Genomic DNA, 11,525 nt, shown 5'->3' on the forward strand with positions numbered 1-11,525 from the left:
ATTAAAACTTGACAGAGATAACTAATAAAAGTTTTTAAAAACTTTATCCGCCAGACTCCGACATAGTCGGGGACTCCGTCTCGAAGTTGGAGGATAGGGCCCATAGCTCATCTGGTAGAGCTCCCGGCTCATAACCGGGCGGTGAGAGGTTCGAGCCCTCTTGGGCCCACCATTTTTATGTTTAGAAATTAATAACTCAATTAGCTTAAAATATATAACTATTTTTTCAAATATTAAAGAAATCTATGTAATTATTTTTACTTTTTAATTCAAAATAGTGTAAAAACTAAAATGAATTATCTATTCTTTAATGTTAACAACTCAAGAATTGTCTTTTTGTTTTTTGCTTTTATAATCTTTTCTCTAAGGGACTCTTCCCGAAACAACTGGCTTAAATATGAAAGAACAAAAAGATGTTGCTGCTCAGACTTCATTAATATAAGTATAAAAAGATTAACTGGACAATTATCCATTGCTCTAAAGTCAACCCCTTTTCTGGATATTCCTAATAAAACACCAGAGAAACTAATTTTTCCAGAAAAAACTCTGCGTGGATGAAGAAATGCAATACCATTTCCAATACCGGTTGAAATCAATCTTTCCCTTTTACTTAGCATATCAAAAAGCCAGCTTTGTTTTGTGCAAACTTTGTTTTTCTTAGCAAATTCAGCCATTTCGGCTAAAACCTCAAACCTGTTCTCTGCCTTTAGGTCCATCAAAATAAAATCACTATTCATAAAAGAAAAGAAACGACTAACTACATTTTCAAGTGCAATCTTTTCAATATTTGGTTTTCCCTGGACGGTCTGCCACTGTTCAATATCACTTCTCATAAACCGCCATTGATTCCCAATCTTTATACCTTTAATTTCTTTTTGAGAAAGCAAATTCAATACGGTTTCAGGAGATACCTTCAGCATGCTGGCTACTTCCTGTATAGTTAATATCTTATCTTGTTCCATCTATCCTCCAATCAGTCGCCCCGATTTCATTGGTCTCGGTCAGGCATCGAGCCTGAACGGATCGGGAAGCCTAGACAAAAAATCAAATAAATTATAAGTATCTTTTTAGTCAATATTTTTACTAATCTTGACAAACAAATAAACAAACACTTTTTTAATTTTGGAGATTTTAAATGAAAAAGTTATTATTAATTCCTTTAATCGGAATAATTTTATACTTACCTGAATGCGGTCATTATTCATTTTATACTCGTGCTAATCCTCATCTTAAAACAGTTATGATTTCAGAGTTTGAAAATAACTCGGAACAATATGACCTTCCTGAATTGATTACTACATATTTAACTGAGAAATTCATCGCAGATAACCGCCTAAAAGTTATGGCTGACGGTGCTGATATGGATGTAAATGGTTCTGTTTTATCTTATGATAAAGCTGTTTTTTCCTATGATATACAGGAAGAGCCCACGGAATGGCAGATTACAATTCACTTTTCAATTGAGGTTAAAGATATGACGAAGAATTCAACAATCTGGCAGAATAAAAATTTATCCTTAAGTGCTATTTACGGCAATCCTGAAAATATTCCAGAAAATGAAAGTGGTACAGAAAATTTAACTGAAGAAGATGCATGCCGTGAGATTATCTATGATTTATGCGATATCATTTTAGGAAACTCAGTTGAACAATGGTAGCCAAGTAAACAAAAATCATAATGCGAATCAATAGATTCTTAGCTCAAGCAGGATTGGGTTCAAGACGTGCATGTGAAAAATTTGTTCTTGATGGTAGAATCAAACTAAATGGAAAAATTCTCAAAGACTTATCTACTGACATTGATATACAGAAAGACAGAGTTACTTTTAAAGACGAATTGCTCAAAATATCAAAACAGAAAATCTATCTTATGTTGAATAAACCTCAAGGATACTTGGTTACAGCATCAGACCCATTTAAAAGAAAGACAATTTTTGAATTACTTCCAAAATTTTCAGTGAGAATCTTTTCTATTGGCAGATTAGACAAATCATCGTGTGGCTTATTAATATTGACTAATGATGGTGATTTAGCAAATCAAATAATTCACCCAAAAAACAAAATCCCAAAAGTTTATCTTGTTAAAGTAAAAGGCAAACTGTCGCAATCCCAGATAAATAAATTGCGAGCCGGTATAATATTAGAAGACAGTAAGACTTTACCAGCAAAAGTGTTTACCAAAAGTTACAATCAATCTAACGATTTAACCAAATTGCGAATAACAATATATGAAGGTAGAAATAGACAAATCAGAAGAATGATAAAAGCGGTTGGAAGCGAAGTCAAATTCCTTAAAAGAACTCAAGTCGGAAAGATTCAATTAGGAAATTTAGAAGAAGGGAAATGGAGATTCTTAAAAGACAAAGAAATTCAAATAATTAAAAATGAAGAATAATAATTTAGAAAAACTAAAACAAATCTATTGGGGAATAAAAGACAAAATTGAAGCACGACTAAATGAATTTTCAGAAGTGTGGATAAATGGAAATGATGCAGACATTTTTGCTGAACTTGTTTTTTGTATTTTAACTCCTCAATCAAAAGCAAAATCTTGCTGGAAGGCTGTAAAAAGTCTTATAGAAAAAAATCTGCTATTCAATGGTGATAAAAACCAAATTGCAAAAGAATTAAATGGAGTCAGGTTTCAAAATAACAAATCAAGATACATTATTGAAGCAAGAAAAAAATATATAAAATCACTAAAATTTCTAAAAAGTGATATTGATACTTTGGTTAGGAGAGAATGGTTAGCTCGGAATATAAAAGGGTTTGGTTACAAAGAAGCAAGTCATTTTCTTAGAAATATCGGGTTCGGAGAGGATTTAGCAATTCTTGATAGACATATATTGAAAAACTTGAAATTATTAAAACTAATTGATGAAATTCCAAAAGTGTTATCAAAGAAAAAATATCTTGAAATTGAAGAAAGAATGAAAAAATTTTCTGAAGATGTAAAAATTCCAATGAGCCATCTTGACCTTGTTTGGTGGTATAAAGAAACAGGTAAGGTTTTCAAATAAAAAATTTGACATTGTTTTAATTCCTTTTATATTTTAATTATAAATCTGTAATGGTTTCAAATATGAAAAAATTATCGCAAGAATCCCTGCCCGCCGCTTCGCTTTGGCAGGCGGGCACCTTTGTCGGAAAGGATATTTTAGAGTCGGCTGAAATTAAGCCAACTTATGAAAGATTGAGAATCTTGAAATATCTTGAAGAAAATAACAATCATCCAACTATTAATATGATATATAATGAAGTCGTAAAGGATATACCCACTGTATCGAAAACAACTGTTTACAACGCTCTTAATTTATTTGTTGAAAAAGGTCTCGTTTTGCCATTAGTTATAACAGGAACAGAAATAAGATATGATAGAAAGACAAAACCGCATCATCATTTTTTGTGTGAAAAATGTGGAAAAATTTACGATATAGATATTGAATGCCCATATTTTAAAAAAGGATATATTGACGGACATAAAATAACAGAATTGCATGGCTATTTTAAAGGGATATGTAAAGAATGTTTGCAAAAAGAAAGCAAAAAGGAGAAGAAGTAAAATGAACCAAAAGACATTACACAAGATTAGTTATGGCTTATATGTAATTAGTTCAAAATCAGATGATAAATTCAACGGTCAGATAGCAAATACAGTTTTTCAGATAACTTCAGAGCCACCTACATTTGCCATTAGCATAAACAAGCAAAATTTCACTCACAAATTTATCAATGAAAGCAAGGTCTTTACTATTTCAATTTTATCAGAAGATGCAACAATGAAATTCATCGGACATTTTGGATTTAAATCAGGCAAAGATATAGACAAATTCAAAGATGTGAACTATAAGATCGGTATCACCAATTCTCCAATTGTTATTGATTATACAGTTGCTTATTTAGAATGTGAGCTTATAAATAATTTAGATATAGGAACTCATACAGTTTTTATTGGAAAAGTTATTGATGCTGACATTCTCAATGATAAGAAACCAATGACTTATGATTATTATCATAAAGTTAAAAAAGGTAAGGCACCAAAAACAGCACCAACATATATTAATAATAAAATAATAGAAACAAGAAATCTGCAAAATTGATCATTTTTGAGTTTTTTCAGTTAATTTTACAGAAATTGTTTTCGCAACCTCAACCCCTAACCCCTTCTCCTATCCGTCTGGGCGCCGAGACCGACAAGGAGAAGGGGAATTCCCTCTCCTGCAGGAGAGGGCAAGGGTGAGGTCAAAAGAGTTATTTTGCAGAACTCATAAAATAATAGAAACTAATAAGGAGAAAAATAAAATGTTGAAGCGAAGCGAAAATCCTCCCGATATATCGGGAGGGAAGAAGTATGTATGCACAGTTTGTGGTTATGTTTATGACCCAGAAGTCGGAGACCCTGATTCAGGAATAAAACCGGGAACAGCATTTGAAGATATTCCAGATGATTGGGTTTGTCCGATATGCGGAGTTGGCAAAGATATGTTTGAATTACAGGAGGAGTAAAAATGGCTGTAAGAAAAGTAAAGTCGGAAATATTTTCTGTCGGTGCAATTGACTGGGATAGAAGAGTATTTGATGAACTCATCCCTCTACCAGATGGCACAAGTTATAATTCATATTTAATAAATGGTTCGGAAAAGATTGTATTGATTGATACTGTTGACCCTTATAAAGAAAATATTCTTATAGAAAATCTTCAAAAATTGAATGTAAAAAACATTGATTATATAGTTGCAAATCATGCAGAACAAGACCATTCTGGGACAATACCAAAAATATTGGAACTTTATCCAAATGCAAAAGTTGTAACCAATCAAAAATGTAAAAATATGCTTATAGATTTACTGACAATTTCAGAAGAAAAGTTTATTGTGATAAATGATGGAGATACTATTTCACTTGGTAACAAAACTCTTAAATTTATACTTGCTCCTTGGGTTCATTGGCCTGAAACAATGTTAACTTATTTGATAGAAGATAAAATATTGTTCACCTGTGATTTTTTTGGCTCGCACCTTGCTGTTAGCGACCTCTTTGTGAAAGATATAGAAAAAGTTTATGAATCTGCAAAACGCTATTATGCAGAAATTATGATGCCTTTCAGAAATAATATCAAAAAGCATATTGAAAAAATCAGCAATTTAGATATTGAAACTGTCGCTCCAAGTCACGGACCAATTTATGATAAACCGGAATTCATCATTGATGCATATAAGGACTGGATTTCCGATGATGTCAAAAATGAAGTAATTATTCCTTATGTCTCAATGCATGGAAGTGTAGAAAAAATGGTAAATTATCTTGTGAATTCTCTAATTGAAAAAGGGATAACAGTAAAGCCCTTCAATTTAACAAAGACTGACATAGGGGAACTAGCAATATCGCTTGTTGATGCTGCAACGATTGTGATTGCTTCGCCCACAGTTTTAGTTGGTCCTCATCCTGCTATTGTAAGTGCAACATATCTTGCAAATGCACTTAGACCAAAAACAAAATTTGCATCAATAATCGGTTCTTACAGTTGGGGTGGAAGAATGGTGGAACAAATCACTGGAATGCTTTCTAATCTTAAAGTAGAACTTCTTTCTACAGTATTAGTAAAGGGATATCCTAAGGAAGAGGCTTTCAAGTCGCTTGAAAAATTGGCAGATGAAATTTCTGAAAAATATAAAGGATTGTAATGAGCCACATCATAGCAGAAGTCATAACGCTTTGCTGTCATAATGGCTAAAGCCGTCATAACGCTTCTCTGTCATAATGCTCACTTCGTTCGCTGTCATTAAGGCATTAGGTCATTAGGTACTGACTACAAATGACGCTACGAAGTAGCTTGTGACTATTTATTTTGTGAATTTTCGTGCCTGCTCTGTTAGATATTCATTATCTAATTGGGTGTTTTTGTGGCTAAAATAATTGGAGGAAAAATGGAAGAAGTAAAAAGTAGTATGCCGTTACTTGGGGATGATTTCCCCAAAATTAAAGTTCAAACAACTCAGGGGATAATGAATATCCCGGAAGATTTCAAAGATAAATGGTTCGTTTTATTCAGTCATCCTGCTGATTTTACACCTGTTTGTACAACTGAATTTGTTGCATTTCAAAAAAGATATGATGAGTTTAAAAAACTTGATTGCAAACTAATCGGAATGTCAATAGACCAGGTTTTTTCTCATATCAAATGGATACAGTGGATTAAAGAAAATCTTGATGTTCAAATTGAATTTCCAATTATTGCTGCCAATGATGAAATAGCATCAAAGTTTGGAATGCTACATCCTGGTAAAGGCACTAACACAGTTCGTGCTGTATTTATAGGCGACCCCAATGGTAAAGTAAGACTTATTCTCTATTATCCCCAAGAAATTGGTAGAAATATGGATGAAATTGTAAGGGCTGTAAAGGCGCTCCAAACTGCTGATAATAATGGAGTTGCATTACCTGCTGGTTGGCCTGAAAATGAATTGATTGGAGATAGAGTAATAATTTCACCGGCAACAGATATGAAAACTGCTGAAGAACGACCAAAACAGTATGAATGTTATGACTGGTGGTTGTGTCATAAAAAACTTTAAATAAGAAATAATTAAAATAAGCCACGAAATCACCAAATTAGATAGCACGCATCTAACAGTGCAGGCACGAAAAAACACGAAAAAAAATTATATTCAAAGAAGAATATTATGGGATTACTAAAAGAGACTTTGTCCAGATATAACTAAAATAAAGAATTAAATTAATATTCTTATATTTTTTTGTGAATTTTCGTGTATTTTTTGCTTGCCCTGTTAAATGCGAAGCTATTTAATCTGGGTGGCTAAAATAATTGGAGGTAAAGATGGCAAAAAGAATGGAAGTGTACAAATGCGAAATTTGTGGAAATATTGTAGAAGTGCTTCACGGTGGTAAAGGAGAACTCGTCTGCTGTGGTAAACCGATGAAACTTATGGAAGAAAAAACTGAAGATTCATCTGTTGAAAAACATGTGCCATTCATAAAAAAAGAGGATGGAAAAGTAATCGTAAAAGTTGGTGAAAATACTGCTCATCCAATGGAAGAAAAACATTATATTGAATGGATTGAGCTACTTGTTGATGGAAAATCTTACAAGCAGTTCTTAAATCCCGGAGATAAGCCAGAAGCCGAATTTTATGTTGAAGGTAAAGAAATCTCAGCGAGAGAGTATTGTAACATTCACGGTTTGTGGAAAAGTTAATTAAATAGCCACAAACTAACACGAACAGACACGAACATTTTTTTGCGAGATTTCTTTGAGATAGAAGAAAGATTTTGATTCAAAATAAAATGATAAGTTCGTGTACGTTCGTGCCTGTTCGTGGCAAAAAATGTAGGAGAAAAATATGAAAAATCTAAAAGGAACAAAAACAGCAGAAAATTTAATGAAGTCCTTTGCTGGTGAATCCCAAGCAAGAATGCGTTATACCTATTACGCTTCTGTTGCAAGAAAAGAAGGATTCAGGCAGATTGAAGAAATTTTCATGGAAACTGCTGATAATGAAAAAGAACACGCTAAGCTTTTCATGAAGCAACTTATCAAAAATGGTTTAAATGAAAATGTAGTTGAAATTAATGCAGGTTATCCTGTTGGATATTCTGATACTTTGAAAAATTTAGAATACGCAGCAAATGGTGAAAATGAGGAATGGACAGATTTATATCCTTCTTTTGCAAAAGTTGCTGAAGAAGAGGGTTTCACTGAAATTGCAAATACATTCCGATTAGTTGCTCTTGTTGAAAAAAGACACGAGGAAAGATATAGAAAGTTACTCAAGAATGTAAAAGAACATACTGTATTCAAAAAAGACGGTAAGGTATTCTGGAAATGCAGGAATTGTGGGCATATTGTTGAATCTATTGAAGCACCGGAAGAATGTCCTGTTTGTGCCCACCCGAGAGAATATTTTGAATTGTTTGTGGAGAATTATTAAGGTGGAAATTAAATATTTTGCTGGTTCACCCCGTTAGTTAATAGTAAATATTACAGATGTTGCTTGATTAATAATTTTTTATCTAATCCCGTTAGAGACTTTGTCTCTAAACGGGACTAACGGGGTAAACCACTCATTACAAACATATGGTTCAATTTAAAAAAAATTGAACCAGCAATGGTAAAGAAATACTGCGTAATATATGAACTGATTATATGGTTAGGTAACATTTTACATTTATTTTGGTATAGGAATACTAAAACCAATTGAAGCTCCAATTACAACTGTAGACATAGATGTATTGAACCCTCCTACAATAAATAAAGGTATAAATCCACTCCAATTTTTTACTTCATAATAAATTCCTAAGTCAATTCCAGGTTTGCTTTCTGTGTAAGAGTATTCAACATCATAATAGCCTGTTGGATCTAAAATATGGAATTCGTCATAATATGTTGCTCCATCTAATATCCATTTCATTCCATTACAATAACCTGCATATGCATACAGTTTTTTACTTATTTTGTATGTAATGCCGTAGGACATTGCCCCCCAAGACTCATCATTATATGTATTAATAAGTTCATCTCCTAGAAATGCATAACTATATGCACTTGAGGAGGCAATATTTCCAATACCGAAAATATTAAAATAAAAGCCAAAACCGCTAAATCCATTCAGCATGGCTAGTGACATACCAAAATTTTCTACACCAATGGCGGGATGATACCCCATCGTTGTTGTGATTAATTGAGTTTCCTTAGTTTGTTGGGAAAAAAGTAAAGTTGAAAAAAGAAACAACAGAACCAATGAAAACATTAATTTGTTTTTAAACATTATTCTCACCTTTCATTTAGTCAAAAATACTACACAACGATATTTAATTTGACAATGTAGCAATAAGTTCGAGCTCAGCGTAATTAAACACTGCGTCCACTGATTTTGACCTGCCACCAACCCCGCCCGGTTTGATGCAATTGCAAAAACCGGAACACGTTTAATTTCCGTTGAAGCGATTGGTTAGGCAAATTTAAATTACCCTGTATGGCACTCTTGAAGAAGTTATCTTGCATTTTAGATTCAATGAATTTAAATATATTTTCAAGGATTCCCTTGCTAATTGTTTGTATTGGTTAGGTCCAATGATTATTTCGCTTAATGGGAAAAATCTGAATTTGGTTTTTAGTTCCAATTCAACATACGGAATTATAGTTGATGTACCTGCACGAAAATTTATTAATGTAGAATCTTCCTTCTTGCTTTTAAAGTAAATAATTCTCCATTCTTTTTCTTCAGAGAAAGAGTCATCCTTTAATACAGAGACAACCAATAAAAACATTTTTGTATATGTATTTGATAGTGATTCTAACTTATCTTCAATTTGCGATTTAGAATTTTTATTCAATTCTAAAATATTTATAAGCTCTGATAAAACAAATTGCTTTAAATTATCTATTATATTTTTTTTATCTTTTTGGTTATAAACGCAAGGTAATAAAATTGATTGACTTAATTGGGTGCTGTATTTTGATAGTTCATCAAATTTAAAACCAATACTATAACCATCATTTTTTGGGCAATATGCTCTCCATTGGCTTAATAAATCTTTTTCTCTGGAAAATGAGCTAACGTAAACTTCATATTCTTTTAGGATATTAGAACGATCAATCAAATCATAAAATGCATTTTTATTCTTATCATTTGAACTAAATATTTGTCTAAATTCCCTTCTGATTAGTTGTGATGCATATTTGAATTCCATTGAATCGTTAAAATAAAGAATATTAGTTGCCCATATTTTTTTACTTTTTAAAATCCCCATTAATCCAGCTTGATTTGAATAATGATATAATGAATGTGGTTTGTCCTCTTTTGAGAGGATAATAGAAATTATTTTTTGGAAGTTATCCATTTTAACCTACTTATAAAAATGTACCTAACATTTGGTTCACCTTCTTTTTGGATTGTAGTGGAAAAATGACAGGTACAACGATTTGTTATGTATTCTTATCATGATTCTCAATGTTCTTGCTAAAAGCTGACGGGCATTTTTCTGCACTGAACTTTCAGCTTTCCGTTTAGTTTGTGTTTTTTAATTCGTTTCATTTTACTACTTTCAGCCCGCCTGATTTTAGCTATAGTTAGCACCAATTCTTCTTATTGTATTGCAGTCAATATTCCATTGTCAAAATACAAATAGTTGTCAGAGTAAACCCATTGTTCTGTCTTTTTTCCTGATGTAATTGTTTCATTAATGCTATTTGGCTCACCCCAAGAAAGTCGACACATTTTTTTGGTCATACCTATTTTTACTTTTCCTTGAAGTATTCTATCGAAGTTTTCATCGCCAAATTTCTTTCTGTTTTCATCAACTTCTGCTGGTGAAAACGTACATCTTTTAATTGCACCAGCCTTAAAAACACAATTGTAGGAAATGTCTGTCTTTTCACCAAATGAATTTTGAATTATAAGGGAGAGGTTATAATATTCTTCTTCTATAGTCAAATCTGTGCATTTCCATTTTTGACCTGTTTTTGTTGTAATAGGTTTTCCGGTTTCAATGTCAGTGCTGCTTTTTAATACTATATCCTTAAATACAAATTCTTGTCCAACAACAAGTTTTTTCTGCTTTTCGAAAAATCCAACCACAATGAATGGAAAGAGATGTTCATATTGGCTATCGTACTCAAAATATACTTTGTCTCCACTTTCTTTTTCTTGTAATTCCAGATAGTATTTCTTACCAAAATACCAGCTCTCTTTAGCCTTTGGGTGTTTATGAACAGCAAGAACTTTAAAATATTTTCCAGCTAATTCATCATATTTTGAATTATAACTATCGCAACATTTATAAACATTTGTTTTGTTTGTCGAACTGCTTTTTGTGTAGTCAATTAAGAAGCCTCTATAACCATATTTGCGACTGCTTTCGGCTTTACCTTTCAAGTAAAGTTCTTGTCCAATATATTTGTAAACATCTTTCCCTAAAAAATTCTGGGTACTGTCGTATGGTGTGTTGTCCACCTGTTCAGCTTTTGGTGCGACTTTAGTTGTTGTTATTTGTCCGAAGGTTGTGGTTACGGTTACAGTTAATACCGTAAGCAAGATTGTCAATATTTTTTTCATATGTCTGTCCTTTCAAAGAATTGGTGCTAACTATATTATATAGGAGTGTATCCGTAGTTGAGACAAATATATTCCCAACTTTAGGTTACACTCATTTCTAATAATTTCCATCAGATTTTATTGTTATATCCCTAACTCTCAATTACGGATACACTTCAGTTGGACTACACCCTGCAGTCTAACTTTCTTATCATAATTAGTTATCATTTTACTACAAAAAAAATAAGTTATAAAAATATACAAATGTATAAAATACCGCATTGTTTCATCATTACTAATTTATTTGTTTCATTATAATGAAAATTTAATATATTTCCTTACAAAACAAATATATGATGTCAAGAGAAAAAATAAAAAATCTACAAAAAGTTCCTGTTTTTTAATATTATATCATTTCACAGTATATTAATATTATCCTTCACTTACAATTTCAACAGATTCAATAATCACA

At 32.1% G+C, this 11,525-nt stretch carries 14 protein-coding genes and 1 tRNA gene; 11 read left to right on the forward strand and 4 right to left on the reverse strand.

Annotated features, from left to right (window positions below):
* Positions 1 to 96 precede the first annotated feature (96 nt).
* Positions 97 to 172, forward strand: a tRNA-Ile gene (locus U9R23_08820).
* 124 nt (positions 173 to 296) lie between these two features.
* Here U9R23_08820 and U9R23_08825 read toward each other — a convergent pair.
* Entirely contained in the window at positions 297 to 962 is a 666-nt protein-coding gene (locus U9R23_08825) for a PTS sugar transporter subunit IIA (protein ID MEA3476522.1), read from the reverse strand.
* 173 nt (positions 963 to 1,135) lie between these two features.
* On the opposite strand from U9R23_08825, the gene lptE reads away from it, so the two are divergent.
* The 10 genes from lptE to U9R23_08875 all read left to right on the forward strand — a co-directional run bounded on the left by lptE (position 1,136) and on the right by U9R23_08875 (position 7,948).
* Positions 1,136 to 1,657, forward strand: a complete 522-nt coding sequence (gene lptE / locus U9R23_08830; protein MEA3476523.1) for an LPS assembly lipoprotein LptE — start codon at positions 1,136 to 1,138, stop codon at positions 1,655 to 1,657.
* 20 nt (positions 1,658 to 1,677) lie between these two features.
* Positions 1,678 to 2,394 carry a pseudouridine synthase gene (locus U9R23_08835; protein MEA3476524.1) on the forward strand — a complete coding sequence of 239 codons (717 nt, stop codon included), beginning with the start codon at positions 1,678 to 1,680 and terminating at the stop codon, positions 2,392 to 2,394.
* Entirely contained in the window at positions 2,384 to 3,019 is a 636-nt protein-coding gene (locus U9R23_08840) for an N-glycosylase/DNA lyase (protein MEA3476525.1), read from the forward strand. The genes U9R23_08835 and U9R23_08840 overlap by 11 nt, the downstream gene beginning before the upstream one ends.
* 62 nt (positions 3,020 to 3,081) lie before the next feature.
* A complete protein-coding gene (locus tag U9R23_08845; protein ID MEA3476526.1) occupies positions 3,082 to 3,561 on the forward strand; it encodes a Fur family transcriptional regulator in 480 nt (159 codons plus the stop codon).
* 1 nt (position 3,562) lies between these two features.
* Complete coding sequence (locus tag U9R23_08850) at positions 3,563 to 4,099, forward strand: flavin reductase family protein (protein MEA3476527.1); 537 nt, start codon at positions 3,563 to 3,565, stop codon at positions 4,097 to 4,099.
* Between the two features lie 202 nt (positions 4,100 to 4,301).
* A complete protein-coding gene (locus U9R23_08855) occupies positions 4,302 to 4,505 on the forward strand; it encodes a rubredoxin (protein ID MEA3476528.1) in 204 nt (67 codons plus the stop codon).
* Between the two features lie 2 nt (positions 4,506 to 4,507).
* Positions 4,508 to 5,683 carry an FprA family A-type flavoprotein gene (locus U9R23_08860; GenBank protein MEA3476529.1) on the forward strand — a complete coding sequence of 392 codons (1,176 nt, stop codon included), beginning with the start codon at positions 4,508 to 4,510 and terminating at the stop codon, positions 5,681 to 5,683.
* Between the two features lie 243 nt (positions 5,684 to 5,926).
* Positions 5,927 to 6,574: a peroxiredoxin gene (locus tag U9R23_08865; GenBank protein MEA3476530.1), complete on the forward strand. Its 648-nt coding sequence runs from the start codon at positions 5,927 to 5,929 to the stop codon at positions 6,572 to 6,574.
* 263 nt (positions 6,575 to 6,837) lie between these two features.
* Positions 6,838 to 7,215: a desulfoferrodoxin gene (locus U9R23_08870; GenBank protein ID MEA3476531.1), complete on the forward strand. Its 378-nt coding sequence runs from the start codon at positions 6,838 to 6,840 to the stop codon at positions 7,213 to 7,215.
* A gap of 145 nt (positions 7,216 to 7,360) precedes the next feature.
* On the forward strand, positions 7,361 to 7,948 hold the full coding sequence (locus U9R23_08875; protein ID MEA3476532.1) for a rubrerythrin family protein: 588 nt from the start codon (positions 7,361 to 7,363) through the stop codon (positions 7,946 to 7,948).
* 237 nt (positions 7,949 to 8,185) lie between these two features.
* Here U9R23_08875 and U9R23_08880 read toward each other — a convergent pair whose 3' ends face one another.
* The 3 genes from U9R23_08880 to U9R23_08890 all read right to left on the reverse strand — a co-directional run bounded on the left by U9R23_08880 (position 8,186) and on the right by U9R23_08890 (position 11,074).
* The gene (locus U9R23_08880) at positions 8,186 to 8,785 is read right to left on the reverse strand and encodes a hypothetical protein (protein MEA3476533.1); all 600 of its coding nucleotides are present in this window, start codon (positions 8,783 to 8,785) and stop codon (positions 8,186 to 8,188) included.
* 193 nt (positions 8,786 to 8,978) lie between these two features.
* Positions 8,979 to 9,860, reverse strand: a complete 882-nt coding sequence (locus tag U9R23_08885; GenBank protein MEA3476534.1) for a DUF2971 domain-containing protein — start codon at positions 9,858 to 9,860, stop codon at positions 8,979 to 8,981.
* 245 nt (positions 9,861 to 10,105) lie between these two features.
* Positions 10,106 to 11,074: a hypothetical protein gene (locus tag U9R23_08890; GenBank protein ID MEA3476535.1), complete on the reverse strand. Its 969-nt coding sequence runs from the start codon at positions 11,072 to 11,074 to the stop codon at positions 10,106 to 10,108.
* Positions 11,075 to 11,525 lie beyond the last annotated feature (451 nt).

Source organism: Candidatus Cloacimonadota bacterium (assembly GCA_034722995.1).
In the GTDB taxonomy this organism is placed as follows: domain Bacteria; phylum Cloacimonadota; class Cloacimonadia; order JGIOTU-2; family JGIOTU-2; genus JAGMCF01.

Bases quoted from the DNA above. Each gene is read 5' to 3' on its own strand.
- U9R23_08825 (MEA3476522.1), bottom strand. From the start codon at position 962: ATGGAACAAGATAAGATATTAACTATACAGGAAGTAGCCAGCATGCTG.
- lptE (MEA3476523.1), top strand. From the start codon at position 1,136: ATGAAAAAGTTATTATTAATTCCTTTAATCGGAATAATTTTATACTTA.
- U9R23_08835 (MEA3476524.1), top strand. From the start codon at position 1,678: ATGCGAATCAATAGATTCTTAGCTCAAGCAGGATTGGGTTCAAGACGT.
- U9R23_08840 (MEA3476525.1), top strand. From the start codon at position 2,384: ATGAAGAATAATAATTTAGAAAAACTAAAACAAATCTATTGGGGAATA.
- U9R23_08845 (MEA3476526.1), top strand. From the start codon at position 3,082: ATGAAAAAATTATCGCAAGAATCCCTGCCCGCCGCTTCGCTTTGGCAG.
- U9R23_08850 (MEA3476527.1), top strand. From the start codon at position 3,563: ATGAACCAAAAGACATTACACAAGATTAGTTATGGCTTATATGTAATT.
- U9R23_08855 (MEA3476528.1), top strand. From the start codon at position 4,302: ATGTTGAAGCGAAGCGAAAATCCTCCCGATATATCGGGAGGGAAGAAG.
- U9R23_08860 (MEA3476529.1), top strand. From the start codon at position 4,508: ATGGCTGTAAGAAAAGTAAAGTCGGAAATATTTTCTGTCGGTGCAATT.
- U9R23_08865 (MEA3476530.1), top strand. From the start codon at position 5,927: ATGGAAGAAGTAAAAAGTAGTATGCCGTTACTTGGGGATGATTTCCCC.
- U9R23_08870 (MEA3476531.1), top strand. From the start codon at position 6,838: ATGGCAAAAAGAATGGAAGTGTACAAATGCGAAATTTGTGGAAATATT.
- U9R23_08875 (MEA3476532.1), top strand. From the start codon at position 7,361: ATGAAAAATCTAAAAGGAACAAAAACAGCAGAAAATTTAATGAAGTCC.
- U9R23_08880 (MEA3476533.1), bottom strand. From the start codon at position 8,785: ATGTTTAAAAACAAATTAATGTTTTCATTGGTTCTGTTGTTTCTTTTT.
- U9R23_08885 (MEA3476534.1), bottom strand. From the start codon at position 9,860: ATGGATAACTTCCAAAAAATAATTTCTATTATCCTCTCAAAAGAGGAC.
- U9R23_08890 (MEA3476535.1), bottom strand. From the start codon at position 11,074: ATGAAAAAAATATTGACAATCTTGCTTACGGTATTAACTGTAACCGTA.